The sequence below is a fragment of the Streptosporangium sp. NPDC050284 genome, from assembly GCF_044459525.1.
Classification (GTDB): Bacteria; Actinomycetota; Actinomycetes; order Streptosporangiales; family Streptosporangiaceae; genus Streptosporangium.
Genome location: NZ_JBITIZ010000001.1, coordinates 854,637 through 874,673, shown reverse-complemented (window position 1 = coordinate 874,673; position 20,037 = coordinate 854,637). Strand labels below are relative to the sequence as shown.

The 20,037-nt window shown below is 69.3% G+C and carries 15 protein-coding genes and 1 pseudogene; 8 read left to right on the top strand and 8 right to left on the bottom strand.

Translation table 11 applies throughout. The annotated features are described in order from the left end of the window. Positions 1-156 precede the first annotated feature (156 nt). The 7 genes and pseudogenes from ACIBH4_RS03755 to ACIBH4_RS03725 form a co-directional block, all read right to left on the bottom strand. Positions 157-1,299, bottom strand: a complete 1,143-nt coding sequence (locus tag ACIBH4_RS03755; protein WP_362765548.1) for a Fic family protein — start codon at positions 1,297-1,299, stop codon at positions 157-159. 136 nt (positions 1,300-1,435) lie between these two features. Beyond that, on the bottom strand, positions 1,436-3,805 hold the full coding sequence (gene lon, locus ACIBH4_RS03750; protein WP_362505642.1) for an endopeptidase La: 2,370 nt from the start codon (positions 3,803-3,805) through the stop codon (positions 1,436-1,438). A gap of 330 nt (positions 3,806-4,135) precedes the next feature. After that, entirely contained in the window at positions 4,136-4,636 is a 501-nt protein-coding gene (locus ACIBH4_RS03745; protein WP_362765603.1) for an FCD domain-containing protein, read from the bottom strand. A gap of 18 nt (positions 4,637-4,654) precedes the next feature. After that, a pseudogene (locus tag ACIBH4_RS03740) lies at positions 4,655-4,861 on the bottom strand (GntR family transcriptional regulator); the annotation flags it as partial. Between the two features lie 116 nt (positions 4,862-4,977). Continuing rightward, positions 4,978-6,675 carry a dihydroxy-acid dehydratase gene (locus ACIBH4_RS03735; protein ID WP_362505636.1) on the bottom strand — a complete coding sequence of 566 codons (1,698 nt, stop codon included), beginning with the start codon at positions 6,673-6,675 and terminating at the stop codon, positions 4,978-4,980. A gap of 57 nt (positions 6,676-6,732) precedes the next feature. Continuing rightward, positions 6,733-7,707, bottom strand: a complete 975-nt coding sequence (locus ACIBH4_RS03730) for a cyclase family protein (RefSeq protein WP_362505633.1) — start codon at positions 7,705-7,707, stop codon at positions 6,733-6,735. A gap of 29 nt (positions 7,708-7,736) precedes the next feature. Continuing rightward, positions 7,737-8,684, bottom strand: a complete 948-nt coding sequence (locus tag ACIBH4_RS03725) for a carbon-nitrogen hydrolase family protein (RefSeq protein WP_362505630.1) — start codon at positions 8,682-8,684, stop codon at positions 7,737-7,739. A gap of 70 nt (positions 8,685-8,754) precedes the next feature. Between ACIBH4_RS03725 and ACIBH4_RS03720 the strand changes: the two genes are divergently transcribed. The 4 genes from ACIBH4_RS03720 to ACIBH4_RS03705 all read left to right on the top strand — a co-directional run bounded on the left by ACIBH4_RS03720 (position 8,755) and on the right by ACIBH4_RS03705 (position 14,403). Continuing rightward, on the top strand, positions 8,755-9,510 hold the full coding sequence (locus ACIBH4_RS03720) for an SDR family oxidoreductase (protein ID WP_362505628.1): 756 nt from the start codon (positions 8,755-8,757) through the stop codon (positions 9,508-9,510). A gap of 62 nt (positions 9,511-9,572) precedes the next feature. Beyond that, positions 9,573-10,619, top strand: coding sequence for an ABC transporter permease (locus tag ACIBH4_RS03715; protein WP_362765545.1), 1,047 nt, complete (start codon positions 9,573-9,575; stop codon positions 10,617-10,619). 53 nt (positions 10,620-10,672) lie between these two features. Continuing rightward, entirely contained in the window at positions 10,673-11,839 is a 1,167-nt protein-coding gene (locus ACIBH4_RS03710; RefSeq protein ID WP_362505623.1) for a substrate-binding domain-containing protein, read from the top strand. 71 nt (positions 11,840-11,910) lie between these two features. Beyond that, positions 11,911-14,403 (top strand): ATP-binding cassette domain-containing protein, encoded by a 2,493-nt coding sequence (locus ACIBH4_RS03705; protein WP_362765542.1) that lies wholly within the window; start codon positions 11,911-11,913, stop codon positions 14,401-14,403. A gap of 164 nt (positions 14,404-14,567) precedes the next feature. Here ACIBH4_RS03705 and ACIBH4_RS03700 read toward each other — a convergent pair whose 3' ends face one another. Further along, positions 14,568-15,242 (bottom strand): cellulose binding domain-containing protein, encoded by a 675-nt coding sequence (locus ACIBH4_RS03700; protein WP_362765539.1) that lies wholly within the window; start codon positions 15,240-15,242, stop codon positions 14,568-14,570. A 514-nt stretch (positions 15,243-15,756) separates the two neighbouring features. Between ACIBH4_RS03700 and ACIBH4_RS03695 the strand changes: the two genes are divergently transcribed. From ACIBH4_RS03695 to ACIBH4_RS03680, 4 genes are all read left to right on the top strand, one after another. Then, entirely contained in the window at positions 15,757-17,079 is a 1,323-nt protein-coding gene (locus ACIBH4_RS03695; protein WP_362505614.1) for a histidine kinase, read from the top strand. A gap of 37 nt (positions 17,080-17,116) precedes the next feature. After that, positions 17,117-17,893, top strand: a complete 777-nt coding sequence (locus ACIBH4_RS03690; protein ID WP_362505611.1) for a response regulator transcription factor — start codon at positions 17,117-17,119, stop codon at positions 17,891-17,893. Positions 17,894-18,016: 123 nt separating this feature from the next. Continuing rightward, positions 18,017-18,757, top strand: a complete 741-nt coding sequence (locus ACIBH4_RS03685; RefSeq protein WP_362505608.1) for an alpha/beta hydrolase — start codon at positions 18,017-18,019, stop codon at positions 18,755-18,757. Further along, a complete protein-coding gene (locus tag ACIBH4_RS03680; protein WP_362765536.1) occupies positions 18,750-19,997 on the top strand; it encodes an acyltransferase in 1,248 nt (415 codons plus the stop codon). Before ACIBH4_RS03685 ends, ACIBH4_RS03680 begins: the two co-directional genes overlap by 8 nt. Positions 19,998-20,037 lie beyond the last annotated feature (40 nt).

The window sequence follows — 20,037 nt, the reverse complement described above, 5'->3', positions numbered from 1 at the left end:
CGACATGTTATGTGAAACCAATCACTTGTCAGAAATATCCGCATATGGGACACCACCCATGACCGTACCCGGTCGCGCCGAGGTCCAGCCGGGGCCGGTCACGCCGATACCGATTCCGCGGGATCGTCCCGATGGACGGCCGTGTCCGATCGCGAGCTAGTCATGCCGGTACGGATCCCGCAGGGGGGTGATCCGCTGGGCGAAGTCCTCCTTGATCACCCGCATCCTCTCCCCGGGCGCGTAGAAGCGGCCCTTGGTCTCCCCGTACGGCGTCAGCCAGCCCTTCGCCGCCAGGTCACGCAGGTCCCTGACCGCCTGCCCCTGACTGAGCGTCTCGTCCAGCTGGTATCTGCTCCGGCGCAGTCGCCGGTTGACGAACACCTCGTACAGCGCCGAGACCGTGCGGGGGTTGAGCCCGTCGGCGTCGACCCGCTCCTCCAGGAGCATCCACACCTCCCCCGCCTCCGAGAGTCTCCGCCGGACCTGCTGGGCCTGGAGGTGGTGGGCGCGCAGACAGAAGCGCACCCAGTGCAGCGTGTCCTTGTGCGGACTCCAGGTGCGCCTGACCACCGCGGCCAGCGTTCGGTAGTAGTCGACGGTGTTCTCGGCGCCTCCCAGCCATTCCTCGATGGAGGAGAACTCGGGGGTCGTGATCCGGTCCCTGCCGAGCACGAGTGTCTGGAGCGCCCGCGACATGCGGCCGTTGCCGTCGCGCCAGGGGTGGATGCTCACCAGGTTGAAGTGGGCCATCGCCGCCCGCACGTAGCTCGGCGCCTCCAGGTCGCCCTCGTTGAGCCAGACGACCAGCTCGGTCATGAGCTCCGGCACCCGCTCGGCGTCCGGACCCTCGTAGACGACCTCTCCGGTGGCGGAGTTGCGGACGTAGATGACACCGGGCCGCACCGTGCCCGGGGTCTTGTCATGGTGATGGCCGATCATCATGAAGTTGAGCGCGTGGAGCAGGCCGGCGTCGAACGCGAACACCGGGGCGCGGGAGAGCATCTGGATGTAGGTGAGCGCCTGCTGGTAGCCGGAGATCTCCCTGGCGACCGCACCGGAGGTCTCCAGCGGCTCCTCACCGGCCATGATCGACTCGATGTCCTCGACGCTGGCCCGGTAACCCTCGATCGAGTTGGATCCCTGGATGGCCCGTGCCTGGAGCTGGCGCCGGAGCTGGCCGTCCCAGCGGTGGCTCTCCGCGAGACGGTATTTCAGGTCGCGGCGCATCTCCTCGATCTCGCCGAGCACCGCTTCATCGACGGCCTCCAGTGAAGGTGTTCCGTACAGCATGGAGCCCATGCCATCATGACCAGATCATTTGGTCAATCGACTTTATGATTCGTTCATTTATGTTCGTTAAGCCTGTTTCATCCGGGAACAACGCGGACGGCCCGCCCTCTCGTCGTAGAGGGCGGGCCGACACGGGGAGCGCGGGTCAGGCGGCGGCGCGCTCGGCCACCTTGGCCGGGGTGAGCGCGATCTCCAGGACCTCGCGCACGTCGCTCACCGCGTGCACGGTGAGCTCGTCGCGGACGGCCTGCGGGACGTCGTCCAGGTCGGGCTCGTTGCGCGCCGGGATCAGCACGGTCGTGATGCCCGCCCGGTGGGCGGCGAGCAGCTTCTGCTTCACCCCGCCGATCGGGAGCACCCGGCCGGTGAGGGAGACCTCGCCGGTCATCGCCACATCGGCGCGGACCTGACGGCCCGACAGCAGCGAGGCGAGGGCCGTGATCAGGGTGACGCCCGCGGACGGGCCGTCCTTGGGAACGGCTCCGGCCGGGAAGTGGACGTGCACCGAGCGGTCCTTGAGGGAACCGACGGGCAGCTCCAGCTCCGCGCCCCGCGAGCGCAGGTAGGAGAGCGCGATCCGAGCCGACTCCTTCATGACGTCGCCGAGCTGACCGGTGAGGGTCAGGCCGGTGTCGCCGGTCTCGGGGTCGGCCAGGGACGCCTCCACGTAGAGGACGTCGCCTCCCGCCCCGGTGACCGCGAGGCCGGTGGCCACGCCGGGCACCGCCGTACGCTGGCTGGACTCCGGAAGCGAGGACTCCGGCACGTTGCGCGGGCGGCCCAGGTAGGGGACCAGATCCTCCACCGTCACGGGCAGCTCGCTCTCGCCGAGCGCGACGTTCGCCGTCACCTTGCGCAGGATCCTGGCGATCGAGCGCTCCAGGGAGCGGACCCCGGCCTCCCTGGTGTACTCACCGGCGAGCCTGCGCAGCGCGTCCTCGCCGACGGTGACGTCTTCCGCGGTGAGACCGGCCTTGTCGAGCTGGCGCGGAAGCAGGTGGTCGCGGGCGATGGCGACCTTCTCGTCCTCGGTGTAGCCGTCGAGCGTCACGATCTCCATGCGGTCCAGCAGCGGGCCGGGGATCGCCTCCAGCACGTTCGCGGTCGCCAGGAAGAGCACGTCGCTGAGATCGAGCTCCACCTCCAGGTAGTGGTCGCGGAAGGTGTGGTTCTGCGCCGGGTCGAGCACCTCCAGAAGCGCGGCCGTGGGGTCGCCCCGGTAGTCGGAGCCGACCTTGTCGACCTCGTCGAGCAGCACGACCGGGTTCATCGAACCGGCCTCGCGGACGGCCCGGACGATCCGGCCGGACTGTGCCCCCACGTAGGTGCGCCGGTGACCGCGGATCTCGGCCTCGTCGCGCACGCCGCCGAGGGCGACCCGGACGAACTTCCTGCCCATCGCGCGGGCCACGGACTCGCCGAGGGAGGTCTTGCCGACCCCGGGAGGACCGGCCAGCGCGAGCACGGCGCCGCTGCGGCGCCCGCCGACCACGCCGAGGCCCTTCTCCGCCCTGCGCCCGCGGACGGCCAGGTATTCGATGATGCGGTCCTTGACGTCGTCGAGGCCGGTGTGGTCGGCGTCGAGGACGGCGCGGGCCGCGGCGATGTCGTAGGAGTCCTCGGTCCGCTCGTTCCAGGGGATGTCGAGGACGGTGTCGAGCCAGGTGCGGATCCAGCCGGTCTCGGGAGACTGGTCGGAGGTCCGCTCCAGCTTGTCGACCTCCTTGAGCGCGGCCTCGCGCACCTTCTCGGGCAGGTCGGCGGCCTCGACACGGGAGCGGTAGTCCTCCTCTTCCGAGGCGGAGGTGTCACCGTTCAGCTCGGCGAGCTCCTTGCGGACCGCGGCGAGCTGCTGGCGAAGCAGGAACTCGCGCTGCTGCTTCTCCATGCCCTCCTGGACGTCCTTGCGGATCGTCTCGGCCACGTCGAGCTCTGCCAGGTGCTCGCGCGACCACTCGACCAGCTTCTCGAGCCGGTCGGCCGGGTCTGCGGTCTGGAGGATCTCGGCCTTGCGCGGGACGCTCAGCCAGGGGGCGTAACCCGAGTTGTCGGCGAGGATCGAGGGGTCGTCCATCTGGTTGACCGCGTCGACGACCTGCCAGGCGCCCCGCTTCTGCAGGATCGTGGTGGCCAGCGCCTTGTACTCCTTGGCGAGCTCGTGGGCGCGCTCGCCCGCCGCGACGGCGGGAATGCGGGTGGCCTGCACCCACAGGGCCGCGCCGGGGCCGGTCGTGCCGGCGCCCACGCGCACCCGGTCGACACCGCGCACCACGGCAGCCGGCTCGCCTCCGGGGAGCCTGCCCACCTGCTCGACGATCGCCCTCACGCCCACCGAGCCGTATCTGCCGTCGATCCGGGGAACGAGAAGGACCTCGGGCTTGTTGTCAGCGAGAGCCTGCGCCGCGTCGATCGCGGCCCGGACCTCGGTCTCCGACAGGTCAAGCGGGACCACCATGCCCGGCAGCACGACCTCGTCGTCGAGCGGCAGGACCGGGAGGATCAAGCTCTCACTCATGTGAACTCCAAGGGTTGAGTTATACACACTCAATTAATGGGAGTCCGATAATGTTCCCGGCGTTGAGCCTGTTCGCTGTGAGCGATCGTAATTGTGTAATCATGGCTGCTCGGACAACTCGACCGCTTCAGGAGTGCGCGTACACCGGACCGCGTCGGCAGAGGGGCAGGGAAGAACGCGCCTCAGGGCCGGAGGACGGCCGATACGCCGCCGGGCGCCCCTGGTGAAGAGCGCCCGGCGGCGAGACGTCCGGCGCTCGCGCGGAGCCGTCTCACCGTCATCGAGCACGAGGCCGACGTGGGGCACGTCCGGTGCCCGCGCGCGGAGCCGTCAGGGGTTCGAGGAGTTCTGGGGCGAGACGACGGGGAGGACGGGAGGTTCGAAGCCGGCACCCGTGAGCGGATCCCCGGTCGACTGGGTCAGCAGCAGGCGCGTGGTCTCCAGTAGATGATCGTGCATGGCCTGTGCGGCTCCCTGGTTGTCACGGGCCTGAATGCGCTCCAGAATGCGCTCGTGAACTCGCCAGATGTCGGTGAGCGTCCTGGTCCGGGTCGTGGACAGGCCTCGGGCGGACATCTGGGCGCGTGTCGTCGCGACGCTCTGGGTCACCCGCTCGTTGCCCGCTCCTTCCAGGATCAGCTGATGGAACTTCACATCCTCCTCCTGGAAGAGGCGCTCGTCCCCGATCTCGACCGCCTTGCCCATCTTCTCCAGTGCCTCCGAGACCGATGCGATCTGGTCGTCGTTCATCATGGTCGCGGCACGATAGACCGAGGGGACCTCGAGCAGGAAACGGATCGAGTAGATCTCCTCGATGTCACGCGTCGTCATCTGGAGGATCCTGACACCGCGGCTGCGTTCGAAACTGACGACCCCATGGGTGGCGAGTTGGAGGAGAGCCTCCCGGACCGGTGTCCTGGACACCCCCAACTGGGCGGCGATCCCCACCACGGAGTGCAACGTGCCAGGTGCCAACTCGCCTGTGAGGATGGCCCGGCGGATGACTTCGAACGTCTGAGTCGTCAACGTTGTCTTATCCGTCGAAATCTGTTCCATCCGGCATGGCTCCTGGTGTTTTGATCTACAGCGTCTGACGTGACGCTCAATGATGCCCCTGCTGAATCAGAAACGCATCGAGAGAGCGACATGCGGCGTGTGGCATGGCGGCCGTTTCAGAGAAATGATAGATCGGCTCCCTCGGTGGCCGGGAGTACCGTCTGCGCGTACAGTCGCCGCCAGCCGCGTGCCGGCAGTTCAGGCGGGACGAAGTCCGCGCGGCGCCGCTCCAGTTCGTCCTCGTCCACGAGCAGGTCGAGTCGCCGGGCCGCGACGTCCAGCCTGATGAGATCGCCGTCACGGACGAGCGCGATCGGTCCCCCGGCCGCGCTCTCCGGAGTGCAGTGCAGCACCACGGTGCCGTAGGAGGTGCCGCTCATCCGCGCGTCGGAGACCCTGACCATGTCCCGGATCCCGGCGCGGGCCAGCTTGGCGGGGATGGGCAGGGCACCGGCCTCCGGCATCCCCGCGGCGACGGGTCCCGCGTTGCGCAGCACCAGCACGTGATCCGGCGTGACGTCCAGATCGGGGTCGTCCAGGATCCGGGCCGCGTCCTCCGCCGAGTCGACGACCAGCGCGGGTCCGGTGTGGTCCATCAGGTGAGGGCTCGCGGCGGCGGTCTTGATGACCGCGCCGCCCGGGGCCAGCGTGCCGTACAGCACCGCCAGACTCCCCGCCGCTCCCAGGGGGTCCTTCAGCGGGCGGATCGTGGTCTGCCAGTCCTGCCGGGCGGGGGTCTGCTCGATCAGCGATCCCAGGGTGCTCCCCGAGACCCCGACGGTCTCCGGTTCGAGCATGGGCTCCATGACCTTCAGCAGCGCCGACAGCCCTCCTGAACGGTGGAAGTCCTCCAGGTATCCCGATCCTGCGGGCTTGCAGTCGACCAGGAGCGGCACCTCGGCGCCGATCGCGTCGAAGTCCCTGAGGTCGAGCGGCACCCCGGCCCTTCGTGCCACGGCGGTCAGGTGGATCAGCGCGTTCGTCGATCCGCTCAGCGCCGAGAGCACGCGGATGGCGTTGCGGAACGCCGCGGGGGTCATGATCTCCCTCGGCAGCGGACCTCCCGACCGGCCGAGTTCCACGGCACGGCGGCCGGTCTCGACACCGTGTCGGAGGCGGGCGCCGGTGGCGGCGGGCGGCGTCGCGCCCCCCGGCAGCATCATGCCGAGGGTCTCGGTGAGACAGGCCATGGTGGAGGCGGTTCCCATGACCGCGCATGTTCCCGCGGTCGACACCAGTTCGTTGCGAACACCGGTGATCTCCGCCTCGTCGAGTTCGCCGCCGCGGTGCCTGCCCCAGAAACGCCGGCAGTCGGTACAGGCCCCGAGCCGCTCACCCTGCCAGCTGCCTGTCATCATCGGCCCGACGACCTCGAGAAGTACCGGCTTGTCCGAGGAGGCCGCGGCCATCAACTGGGCCGGCACGGTCTTGTCACATCCGCCGAGCAGGACCGCGGCGTCCATCGGAAGCGCGCGGATCATCTCCTCGGTGTCCATCGCGAGCAGGTTGCGGAACAACATCGTCGTCGGGGAGGTCAGGATCTCCCCGAGCGAGATGGTGGGGAACTCCATGGGAAGGCCGCCGGCCTCCAGGACTCCACGCCTGACCGCCGCCAGCAGGGCGGGCATGTCGCGGTGGCAGGTGTTGTAGTCGGACTTCGTCACCGCGATCCCGACGATCGGCCGGTCCAGCGCCACGTCGTCGTACCCGCTGGAGGCCAGGAAGGCACGCCGGAGGTACTTGCTGAAACCGTCATCACCGTATGACGTGCGAGCCCGGTCGATGACCGATTCGGTCGGGGGCGTCGTATTCATGGCGGGTGGACCTCCGGGGGTCAAACCGATCGGGGGAAGAGGAAGGAAGAGGGGGCGTCAGTGCCGGAGAGGCATGGCGAGCGGACGCGTGGGAGCACCGGTCGCGCCACGGAGCTTCAGGGAGGCGGCGACGAAGGCGAATTCATGGAGCCCGTCCGCCGAGAGCTGCTCGCAGTCGACCACCTCCATGATGGGGACGCCCGCTTCTCCCATGAGATAGGTGTGGACGACCTGCCAGTTCTCCTCGTCCGCGGCCGGCATCTGCTCCAGGGCGAGGGTGTCGCCGCCGATGACCGAGGCGCCGAGCCGGGCGAGGAACCGGGCCCCTTCCAGGTTCAGGCCAGGACTGTTGTCGATGTAGGCGTCGATCTTCGGCCAGGCACGCATCCGGCCCGTGCGCACCAGCGCCACGTCACCGGGCCGGAACTCGACGTTCTGACGCCGCAACGCCTGGCGGAGGTCTTCCTCACCGATCCCGTGGTTGTCGGGAAGCATGTCGACACCGTGCAGCGCGGCGATGTCGAAAAGCACGCCGCGGGCGATGATGGGAGGGATCTTGTCCGCACCGCACTTGGTCCAGTGCCGGGAGCTGATGTGGTCCTGCGCGGAGAAGCCGTTCCAGATCTGGCCGTTGTACCCGAAGTGGTTCAACGTGTCGATGTGGGTTCCGCAGTGCGTGTACATCGAGATGGCGTCGCCGGAGTAGGAGACCAGTTCGTTCTGCTCGCGCCCCATTCCGGTGATGTCGTCCAGGATCGTGCCGGCCGGGGTGTGCGTCATCCACTGCTGGAAGCCGGGGTCGCCCGCCTTCGTCCACGAGGGCATTCCGACGAAGTAGTCCACCGACAGGTCGATGGCACTGCCGCCGTCCGCCCGTCGCAGCACCTCGCGCGAGGCCTCGGGGGTGAGCAGGTTCAGCATGCCGATCTCGTCGTCGGGACCGAATGGGCTACGGGTGACCTCTCGGAACTTGGCGCAGTACGCCGCGATCCTGTCTCTGGTCGCCTCACTGATGAGTGCGGGCCCGCACATGGTGATGTCCGCCTTCCTGTTCGATCCGCTTACCGGCCCGAGGGCACCGAGCGGGTGATCTCGCCGTACATCTCGGGGCGGCGTCCGGAGAACACCGGGAGTTCGAACCGGCCGGGTTCGATGATCAGTCTCTTCGTCCGGGCCTTCCGCACGTCGATCTCCGCTCCGAACAACCCCTCCTCCTGCCCGGCGTCCACCAGCACCGCTCCTGAGGGCGCGATGATCTGGCTCCTGCCGATGAAGGGGGTGCCCGCCTCGGAGTCGGGGCGGTCGGCCACCGCGAGATAGGTGAGGTTCTCCAGCGCGCGCACCCGTGTCACGTGGTCGGCGAGGATGTCCGACCCCGCGGGCCAGTTGGTGGGCATCGCGATGACGTCGGCGCCCTGGAGCGCGAGCTCGCGGGCGGACTCGGGGAACCTCAGGTCGAAGCAGATCATCACACCGACCCTGCCGAAGGGGGTGTCGACCACCCTGGGCGCGGTGCCGCCGCCCTGTTCGACGAAACGGTCCGCACCGAGGTAGGGCAGGTGCTGTTTACGGTATCGGCCGATGATCCCGGAGGGCCCGATCACCAGGGCCGAGTTGTGGACCTCCCCGTCCGTCTCCTCCAGGAGACCGACCACCGCGTGGATGGAGCTCTCCCGGCAGGCGTCCACCACGCGGCCGATCCGCGGATCCGCGACGTTGAGCGCGGCGGCGTAGGTGTCGGCGCGGGAGTCGAACAGGTAACCGGTGAGCACGCATTCGGGGAAGACCACCAGCCGGTGCCCGGCCGCGGCGCCTGCCCGCAGGATCTCAACGACTCGATCGACGTTCGCCGCCACATCCGTTCGGTCGACGCTCATCTGAGCCACACCGATCGGGATGCCGGATCCCGTATCCAAACCGGGCAATGTGCACCTCTGATGTCCATGAGGGAGTGAACACGGCTCAGAGTTGCATGCAGCATGCTGCACGTCAAGCGCAGCATTCACCATTGACATGCAAAGTGCTGCATGCAATGGTGACTCGACCGATTCGGACATCGCACCTGAGAGGTAATGAGTCATGCCAAAAGTAGTTATCCTCGCCGGTGCCGTGGGCGGGATCGGCGCCGCGACGGCCCGCGAATGCGCGGCAGCCGGTATGTCCGTCCTACTGACGGATCAACGGGCCGAGCTCGCGGAGCGGCTCGCCGCCGAACTCCGCTCGAACGGCGCGGACGCGGTGGCACACGGGCTGGACGTCACCGACGAGGAGGCCGTCGCCGGGACCGTGCGGATCGCTCTCGACCGGTGGGGCCGGATCGACGGTCTGGTGAACTGCGCCGCCACCATCGTGGCGAAACCGCTGGTCGACACCACACTCGCCGAATGGGAGCGGGTCATCACGATCAACGCGACCGGCACCTTCCTGCTGAACAAGCACGTGGTGAGCGCGATGCTCGCCCAGGGGTCACCGGGCTCCATCGTCAACCTCTCCTCGATCTCGGGGACGGTCGGCCTGGCCAACCAGGCCGCGTACTGCGCCTCCAAGGGTGCGGTGTCGCAGCTGTCCCGCCAGATCGCCGTCGACTACGCCGCCGCCGGGATCCGGTGCAACGTGGTCAGCCCCGGGTCCGTGGTCACCGAGCAGTTGGAGACCTACCTCGGCTCCCAGCCCGATCCCGAATCGGCTCGGCGGCACCTCATCGAAGGCCACCCGATCGCGCGTCTCGCGGAACCGCAGGAGGTGGCCAAAGTGGTCCTTTTCCTGCTGAGCCCCGCCGCCAGCTTCATGACCGGGGCGGACGTGGCGGTAGACGGCGGCTACACCGCCGTCTGAAAGCACCGGCGTACCTCCTCCTCCATCCCCGGCTCACGCAGTTTCCAGGAAGGGAACCGGAAATGTCTCGGCATACGACCTTGCCGCCGACGAGGCGCACCGCTCCCGGTGGACCGATCGACCCGCGCCGCCTCCTGACAGGCCGGTTCTCCTCGATCTGGCTGATCACGCTGCTGCTCTTCGCCGCCAGCCCGCTGATCTCCCCCGGCAGCCTGTCCGGCTCCGCCGTCCTGTCGATGCTCCCGTTCGCCGCCGTGATGGCGATCGCCGCGCTCGGCCAGACCCTCGTCGTCTCCCAGGGCGGCATCGATCTGTCGGTGCCGGGGGTGATGGCGCTGGCCGCGGTCCTGGCGACCAAACTGCCGACGGTCACGAGTGTGCCGGTCTGGGCGGCGGTCGCGATGGGGGTCGCGGCGGGCGCGGTGAGCGGTCTGATCATCGGTATCGCCGTGGTGCGGCTGTCCATCGCCGCGTTCGTCGCCTCCCTCGCGGTGAACTCCATCCTCATCGGTGTCGTCCTGCAGGTCTCCAAGGGGTTCCCCGCCTCTGCCGCCCCCGGCCTGAGCGCCTTCGCCGTCGGATCCGTGTGGGGCGTCCCCAATCTGCTGCTGGTCGCCGTCGTGGTGGTCACCTTCGCGCACTGGGGTGTCCGGCACACGGTGCTCGGCCGTCGCTTCATCGCGGTCGGCGCCGGGCGGCCTGCGGCGCGGCTGCTCGGTCTGCCCACCGGCTCCTACGAAGCGGGTGCCTACGTGGCGGCGGGTATCTGCTACTCGCTGGCCGGCGTCCTGCTCGCGGGTTACCTGCGGACCCCGGACATCCTGCTCGGGAACACCTACCTGCTCCCCACGATCGCGGCCGTCGTCCTGGGCGGAAGCCTGCTGTCCGGCGGCATCACCAGCCTGGCCGCCACCGCCGTCGCCGCGCTGTTCCTCACCCAGCTGGACCAGGTGGTCCTCGCCGCCGGCGCCTCCACCGCCACCCAGCTGCTCGTCCAGGCAGGCGTGCTCGCACTGAGCGTGGTGGCCCGCGGAGTGCCCTGGGGCGCCGTCCGCACGCGGCTGAGAACCCGTTCCCCCGCTACCCGATCCGTGCCGTCATCACCGTGAACGGCGAGCTTCCTCCCCTCCCCAAGAAGTGTCACCCCCGACAGGAGATCGCAATGCCTCCCAGCAAACCTCGATTCCGGGCCCGCCAATCGGCCGCCGTTCTGGCACTCGCGCTCCTCGGCGCGGCGGGCTGCGCCGGCGGCCCGGGTGAAACGAAGGCCGCCGGCGGTGTGCAGGACGTCTACAGCGACATGGCCCGGACCGGAGACGTCTCCCAGCTCCGCCCCATGACGGACTTCTGCGGCACCAAACCGGTGAAGGTCGCGCTCGCCGACGGTACCGGCGACAACGCCTTCAGGAAGACGGCCCGCGCCGAGTTCGAGGACGAGGCGAGCAAGTGTCCCAACATCACCGTGCTGCCGTACGCCGACGGTCAGAACAACCCGCAGAAGGCGATCAGCGACATCAAGGCCCTGGTCGCCCAGGGGGTCGAGGCCCTGGTCGTCTTCCCCGACGCGGGCGAGGCGCTGCTGCCGACACTGCGCGAGGCCTACAAGGCGGGCGTGCAGGTGGTGCCGTGGACGGCGAACCCGGGAGGCAAGCCGGGCCAGGACTACACCACGTTCGTCGGCCACAACACGGTCAACGACGGCGTGACGTGGACGCGCTGGATGTGCGAGAACCTCGGGAGCAAGGGCGGCAACGTCGTCTTCCTCGGCGGTACTCCGGGCAACACCCAGAGCATCACCGAGATGGTCGGCATCGAGAAGGAGCTCAAGGAGAACACCGCCTGCGCGAGCGTCAAGCTGCTGAACGAGCCCGGCAAGCCGATCGACACGAACTGGAACCCGGCCCAGCTGCAGAAGGTCGTGTCCGGACTGCTCACCAAGTACCCGGCCATCGACGGTGTGATCACCGACTCCGGTGACGCGTCGCTGGGTGGCATCCGCGCCTTCCTCCAGGCCGGTCGGCCCCTGCCGTTGTGGACCGCCAACGACCTCAACGGCTTCGCCTGCGCCTGGAAGGAGAACTCCGCCAAGCAGCCGACCTTCCAGACCGTGACCGTGTCCTCGCGTACCTGGATCATCCGCCTCGCACTGCGCAAGGCCGTCGCCGCGCACCAGGGCATCAAGAACGACGAGCCCGAGATCATCAACATCCCGATCTTCGAGAACACCCTCGACACGACGAAGCCCCCCAAGTGCGACCCCGATCTTCCCGCCAGCGCGATCCTGTCCTCCGAGCTTTCGCCGGAGCAGCTCAAGCAGGCCTACAACTGATCACTCGTTGTGTTCCGCCGGGCGCGTGCTCGGCGGAACACATTGAGCCTGAGTGAGGAGTGATCCTTCGCATGGCCGATTCGAACGCTGGACTGGTTCTCCGCGGGGTGACCAAACGCTTCCCCGGCGTCGTCGCGCTCGACGGCGTCGAGTTCCAGGCCCATCCGGGCGAGGTGCACGCCCTGGTCGGAGGTAACGGCGCCGGGAAGTCCACGCTCATGGCCGTGGCCTCCGGCGCACTGGCACCCGACGCCGGCACCGTCGAGATCGCGGGCTCGCCGATGCGGCAGCAGTCCCCGATCGCCGCCCGGGAACAGGGCCTGGCCATCGCCTTCCAGCATCCGGCGCTTCTCCCCGACCTCACGGTCACCGAGAACCTCCTGCTGAGCGTGCCGAAACGGCTGCGGCCGTCATTCGGCAACGCTCAGGACTGGGCTCGGGAACAGCTGCTCGTCATGGGGATGGACATCGACCCGGCCGTCGCGGCCGGGCGGTTGACCCTGGCCGAGAAGCAGGCGGTCGAGATCTGCGGTGCCTTCGCCTGCGAGCCCAGCGTCCTGATTCTCGACGAACCGACCGAGCCCTTCATGGCGGCCGAGATCGAGAGACTCTTCGAGCAGGTCAGGCTCGCCGCGGCCCGCGGCATGACGGTGATCTACATCAGCCATCGGCTGCCCGATGTGATGGCCCTGTCCGACCGGCTGACGGTACTGCGCGACGGACAGGTGCGCGGAACCTTCCTCTCCTCCGAGGTATCCGAGCAGGAGGTCATCACCCGCATCGCGGGACGCGAGATCGAGGCGCTGTTCCCACCGCGCCCCTCATCCGTCGGCGACGTCGTGATGGAGGTCAGGGACCTGCGCTCGGACCGGCTCCGGGGGATCACCACCACGCTGGCCCGCAACGAGGTTCTCGGCCTCGCCGGCGTGGAGGGCAACGGACAGCGCGACTTCATCCGGTCACTCGGCGGCGCCGACCCGGTGACCGGCGGCGACGTCATCGTCTCCGGTCGTCCCGTCGATCTCGGCAGCCCACGTCGTGCCCGGCGTGCCGGCGTCGTGCTCATGCCTCAGGAACGGCACGTCGAGGGCGTCGCGACCGTACTGTCGGTCAAGGAGAACCTGGGCGTCGCCGCCACGGGTCAGACGGCGGTCGCCGGTGTGGTGCGAGGCTCGGCGGAGAACTCGATCGTGGCCGAGGAGATCAGCCGACTCGGCATCAAGGTGGCCTCGCCCGAGTCTGCCGTGGAGCACCTGTCGGGAGGAAACCAGCAGAAGGTCGTACTCGGCCGGGCGCTGCTCTCCGCGCCCAAGGTGCTGCTCTGCGACGAGCCCACCCAGGGCATCGACGTCGGTGTCCGCTCCGACATCTACCACCGGCTCCGCTCCACCGCCGAGTCGGGAACACCCGTCGTGGTGCTCAGCTCGGACAACGTCGAACTGGCCGGGTTGTGCGACCGGGTACTGGTCTTCTCCCAGGGGCGGGTCGTCCGCGAACTGACCGGCGACGAGATCTCCGACCACTCCCTCACCGAGGCGTCCCTGACGGCCGCGACCTCGGCGCGGACGGCGGAGTCCTCGGTACGGACACGAGGCACGGGCCTGTTCGGCGGAGTGCGGCGTCTGCTCTCCAGCGAGCAGGCACCCAGCGCGTTCCTCGCGATCGCGATCGTGCTGCTCGCCGCGGTGAGCGCGACCCGTAGCGACCGCTTCCTGTCCGAGTTCAACATCGCGAGCATGCTGGGACTGCTGGCACCGGTACTCTTCCTCGCCGCCGGCCAGCTCGTCGTCATCCTCACCGGGGGGATCGACCTTTCCGTCGGACCCCTGAGCGGAGCCCTCGTGGTCATCGCGTCGTTCTACATCCTCGACGGGTACGGGGCCGGCTGGTGGATCCTGGGCTTCCTGCTGATGATCCTCATGGCGACCGGTGTGGGTCTGGCCAATGGGGCGATGGTCAGATTCGCCAGGGTGACACCGGTGGTCGCCACCCTGGTCACCTACACCGCGCTCCAGGGATTCTCCCTGTTCATGCGGGACTCGCCTGGAGGCTCCATCGCCACCTCCGTCACCGAGGCGCTCAGCGCGCGCATCGGCCCGATTCCCTGGGCTGTGATCGTCGGTGCCGCTCTCCTCGTCCTGCTGGAAGTGATGTCCAGGCGCTCCATGATGGGGCTCAGGTTGCGGGGTGCCGGCTCGTCCGAACACGCGGCACGGAACCGGGGCATCCCGGTGGCACGTGTTCACCTGGTCGTCTATCTCGCCAGCGCGCTCTTCACGGTGCTCGGCGCCCTGCTGCTGATGGCACAGATCGGCGTCGGCGACCCGACTGCGGGCATCAGCTACACGATGGCCGCCATCACCGCGGTCGTCCTCGGCGGGGCCTCGATCTTCGGGGGCAGGGGCAGCTTCGTCGGCGTCCTGTTCGGAGTCGTGCTCCTGCAGCTCATCCAGAACACCACGGTGTTCCTCGGTCTGTCGCAGTCGTGGCAGTACTGGATGCTGGGCCTCATGGCACTGGGCGCGACGGCCGTCTACTCACAGGTCCGCACCGCGCGAACGTGACAGGCGGACGGCCACGCGCCTCCCGGCGGGCAGCCCGGATCACGGGTGCCCGACATCGCGACCGGCTGCCACCGGGACCATCGGGGCCCTCTTTGGCCTCCGGTCACGCTGTCGGGCACACCTTGACCGTTCAGAGGGGGCGTGTCATCGGGTCGGTCCCTCTCTTAGGACTGAGCGCACACGATCCCGTTGATCGACAAGGCCGCCGGGGTGGGGTTGGCTCCGCCATGGGTGCCCTGGAAGCCGATGACCCGGGACTGCCCGGGAGACAGGTCCTTGTTCCAGGCCAGGCTCTTGGCCGTCACCGCGGTTCCGGTCTGCGACCAGGTGGCCGACCAGCCCGAGGTCACCCGCTGACCCGGGTCGGCGAAGGTGAAGGTGAGCCGCCAGTCGGTGAGGGGGGTGGAGCCGGTGTTGGAGACCTTGATGTTCGTGCTCATTCCGGTGCTCCACGGCCAGGAGGTGTACTCCACCTCGCAGCTGCCGGTCGGCGTCGGCGTGGGTGGGATGGGGAGGTCGTTGTAGATCTTGACGGCCACCGTTCCCGACGGAGGGCTCACCTCGTTCAGGGGGTCGACGGCCACGACGTACAGGTGGTATGTCACCGACTCGACGCCACGTGGGGGAAACGGAAGGTAGACCGTCCCCTCGGTCGCCGCGGACTGGAAGGTGGCCACCCGGACGGCCGTGCCGTTCCTGTCCTCGTACACGTAGTAGCAGGCGATGCCCTGCGGGTCGGTGGAAGCGGCCCAGCTCAGGCGTACCGAGTTGAGCATGACGTTCAGGACCGTCGGCGTTCCCGGCGCGGTCGGCGGGCTGCTGGAGGGCGCCGGGGTCACCGGGCCCGTATGGCACGGGGGAGCACCGGACGGAGCGGGCGACGGCACCGGTGACGGCGCGGCCGTGGCGCTCCCTGCCGCCAGGAGGACGAGAGCCGCGGCCGTCATTCCTCCGGTGACCCAACCGGCCAACCATGTTCTTACTCGCATCGACCTACCTCCCCGTAGCGATCAGCCTTTTCAAGAAAAATCACACCCAGGATGGGAATGGTCAACGCAGCGCGACCACCACGACCGGATGCCCCTGATGAACGAGGCCGGCCGATGAAACGTTCAGCGACGACGGGTGCCGATGGAGAGCCGGAGAAGGCCCTCGGATCACGGTGAGGACACGGGAGGTACCAAGGCCCGGCCACCGCTCCGGGTGGACCGCTCTTCCTAAAGACCCCGGGTGGTTCCTGCGGGTGATGCCGGAGCCTCGCCCCATGGTGGCCGAGTGGCTCCTGCGGGTGATGCCGAGGTCTCACCCCACGGTGGGACGCGGAGTGGGTCCGCCCCTGCCTAGGCTGTTCCGGTGATCTCCAGCTCCGCCCGGCGGTTCCTCTCGCGACATACGTGGCGGGTACGGGAGATCGCCGTGCCGCTGGTCCGCCCTCTCACCGAGGCGCTGGTGACCGGGGTGTCCGACCCGGCCCGCCCTCGGTCACGCCGCCTCGCTCCCCGGATGCCGGGAGTGCTGGGACTGCTGCCGTTCCGCAGGGTCGACCTGGTCCTGCTGGGTGACCTGCTGCTCGCCTTCCTGTTGTTCAATCTGGCCCTGTCCGACCTCCAGGGCCGGGTGGTCGCGACGCGCTCTCCCCTCGATCCCCAGGGGATCGTGTTCGCGGCCCTCGCCTTCTCCCTGCCGCTCGCGCTGCGCGACCGGTGGCCGCTGGCGGCCTGGCGGTCGGCCTTCCTTCTCATCCCGCTGGGAACGGTCGTCTCGCGGCAACTCCTCATCGGCATCCCCTACACCGCCTCCACCACGTTCATGTACACGCTCGTGGTCTACGCGGTCGCGGCCCGCTGCGAGCGGCACATCACCATCGGTGTGTGGATCGCCTCGATCCTGGGCTCCTGGATGATCCATCCCGACTCGGTGACCGTCATCACCGGCATGGTCACGGTGACCGTCCTGTTCGGCCACAACGTGCGCGCCCGGCGGCTGGCCGCCGGACTGCTGGCCAGGGAGGAACGACGCAGCGAGCGCGCCCTCGCGGCCCAGGCCGCCCTTGAGGAACGGGCCAGGATCGCCAGAGAGCTCCACGACGTCGTCGCCCACCACATGTCGGTGATCGCCATCCAGGCCGAGGCCGTCCCGATGCAGGCGGCCGGGGACGCGCGGCGCCTGGAGGAGGGACTGAAGGAGATCCGGGCGCTGTCCCTCGCGGCGATGACCGAGATGCGCCGTGTGCTCGGCGTCCTGCGGGAGGAGGACGAGTACGCCGACACCGCGCCGCAGCCGGGTCTCGGCCGTCTGGAGGAACTCGTCGACACCGCGCGCTCCGCCGGGCTCGGCGTGACGCTCAAACTGGGCGGTGACCTGAGCGGGCTGCCCACGGCGGTGAGCCTGTCCGCCTACCGGATCGCCCAGGAGTCTCTCAGCAACGCCATGCGGCACGCCCCCGGCTCCGCCGTCTCGCTGCGCATCACCCGATACCGTTCCGAGCTGCACATCCACGTGACGAACAACACCGGATACCGCTCCCCCAAGAAGCAGGGAACCGACAACCACATGGGACACGGCTTGATCGGGATGCGCGAACGGGTGTCCATGCTCGGCGGGAAACTCTGGGCCGGTCCGACCGGGACGGGCTTCGCGGTCACCGCCATACTGCCGATCACCGAGGATGTATGAACCCTTCCCTCAAAGGCTCCCCGCTCAAGGAGATGTGATGACGATCCGGGTGCTCATCGCCGACGATCAGGGCATGGTACGGACCGGTTTCACGGTGTTCCTGAGCTCGCAGCCCGACATCGAGGTCGTCGGCGAGGCCGCCAACGGCGCCGAGGCCGTGGCTCGGGTGGCCGAGTTACGGCCCGACGTGGTGCTGATGGACGTGCGGATGCCGGTGATGGACGGCCTGACCGCCACCCGCCACATCCTCACCCCCGGCGTCTCTTCTCCTCCCGCCCCTTCCTCACGGGCGAGCTCCGGCCCCGCCGTACCCACGCATTCCTCCGTACGGTCGGACTCCCACGCCTTCCCCGGCCCGCCCGACGATCCCGGCACGCGTCCTTCCATGCCGAAGGTGCTGATCCTGACCACGTTCGACCTCGACGACTACGTGTACGAGGCGCTGCGCGCGGGGGCGAGTGGCTTCCTGCTCAAGGACGCCTCCGCGCAACAACTCGCCGAGGCGGTCCGGGTGGTGGCGGCCGGGGAGGCGCTGCTGGCGCCCTCGGTGACCCGGCGGCTGATCGCGGAGTTCGCCCGCGTCGGCCCGAGCCGCCCGCGCGGACGCCTGGACGACATCACCGAGCGGGAGACGGAGGTGCTCGCGCTCATCGCGCGAGGCAGGTCCAACCAGGAGATCGCCGAGGAGCTCATGCTCTCGGAACAGACGGTCAAGACCCACGTGGGCCGGATCCTCGCGAAGCTGAACCTGCGCGACCGCGCCCAGGCGATCGTCCACGCCTACGAGACGGGCCTGGTCCGCCCCGGCGAGTGACCCCGGGATCGGCCCTCTCCTTCCCGAGGGGGACCGGGAAGGTGACCGCCTCGGGGTGACGCGGGTTACGGATCGTGATTCCTAGCGTTCTGTCCGGTTCTTCAGACCTGACAGGAGGCTCGCATGTTCCGCCGTACGCTCGCCGTGGTCGTCGCCGCGGCGTTCGCCTACGTGACGGTTCCGCCGCCCGTGGGCGACCGGGTGGTGCGGGTCTACGGCGACCTCGGCACGGCCGAGCGCGTCGCGGTCATCGTTCCCGGCACCGACACCACGGCCGCCACCTTCGACGGTGGCAGGGCGAGGCCGTACAGCACGCCGGGGGGCGGCGCGCGAGCGTTGCTGGCCGAGGCGCGGGCGCTGGATCCGGGAGCGCGGCTCGCGGTGGTCGCCTGGCTCGGCTACGACAGCCCGGCGATGCTCAGCCTGCGCGCGGTGACCGGCGAGGCCGCGGAGCGGGGCGCGGTGGAGTTGCGACGGTACGTCACCGAGACGCTCGGGGGGAAACGGGTCAGCCTGCTGTGTCACAGCTACGGCTCGGTGGTGTGCGCCGGGGCCGTGCCCGGTTCCGGGGTCGCGGACACGGCCGTGTTCGGCAGCCCTGGGCTGGGCGTCTCGTCGGCCGCCGAGCTGGACGGCACCCGGTTGTGGGCGGGCAGCGGCACCCGCGACTGGATACGTGAGGCGCCCAAGCTCAGGATCGGGCCGCTCGGATTCGGCCCCGACCCCGCCGGCCCGGCCTTCGGTGCCCGCCTGTTCGGTACCGGTTCCGCAGATCACAGCGAATATCTCCGGCCGGGCAGCGAGTCCCTGCGCAACCTGACCCTGATCGCGCTCGGCCGTGTCGGCGAGGTGTCCCGTGGCTAGCCTCGTGGCCCGGATCGAGGCGGCCACCCCCGAGGGCAGGGATCGTGGGGTGGACGCGCTGCGGGCACTCGCGATCGTGGGCGTGGTGCTGGGGCACTGGCTGGTGACGGCGTGGGATCGGGGCGCGGCGGGGGCCGTTCACCTGTCCAGCCCGCTCGCCCACCTGCCGGAGTTCACGCCGATGTCCTGGGTGCTGCAGACGCTGGCGGTGTTCTTCCTCGTCGGCGGCTACGCGGCGGCACGCGGCCTCCGCTCGGTGGCGGCACGCGGCCCGACGCCTCATGGGTCAAAGACCCATGAGATGAAGACCCGCGGACCGGACTCCCCGTCGCACGCTGCGGGTCCCGTGGCGGCGCGCGGCGCGCGTCGGGGAGCGGGGAGCGGCGCTCACCCGGCGGGAGCCTGGGTGCGCGCCAGGATGGGGAGACTGCTGGGGCCGGTGGTGCCGCTGGTCCTGGTCTGGGCGGGGATCGCGGTGGGGATGGCGCTGCGCGGGTCCTCGGCGGGAACGATCAGGGTGATGGTGCTTCCGGCGATCGGGCCGCTGTGGTTCCTCGTCGTCTTCACCGTGCTGACCGCGGCCACCCCCCTTCTCCTGCGCGCGCATCCGGTCGTCGTCGCCGTCGTGGCGTTCGCGGTCGTGCTCGGGGTGGACCTGTGCAGGTTCCGGTTCGGCGCCCCGGCCTGGACGGGATGGGTGAACCTGACGGCCGGGTGGCTGGTGCCGTACGCGCTGGGGATCGCCTGGGCGGGCGGGCTGCTCGCCTCGCGGCGGGTGGCCGCGGCGCTGCTGGTCGGCGGCTTGGCCGGGGCCGCGCTGCTGGTCGGCGCGTTCGGGTATCCGGCGAGCATGGTGGGCGTGACCGGGGACGCGGCCTCCAACCTCAGCCCGCCCAGCCTGGCCGTGGTCTGCTTCGGGCTCGCCCAGGTGGGGGTGGCGCTGCTCGTACGCGCGCCGCTGGCCCGGTTGATGCGGCGTCCCCGGTTGTGGGCGGTGGTCGCGTTGGCGAACCTGTCGGCGATGACGCTCTTCCTGTGGCATCAGAGCGCGGTGAGCGCGATCGCCGTCGCCGCCCTGCGTTTCGGCGACGTACCCGGCCTGCTGGCCACACCCGACGAGCCTGCCTGGTTGCTGCACCGGCTGGCCTGGATACCGGTGTTCGCGGCCGTTCTCGCGCTCGCCTGCCTTCCGGGATCAACTCGGGGGCGATTTAATGACAGGGTGTCGTCATCGGCTTGACGACGTGGCGCGATTTTTGTGACACTGTGTCATGAAAGTG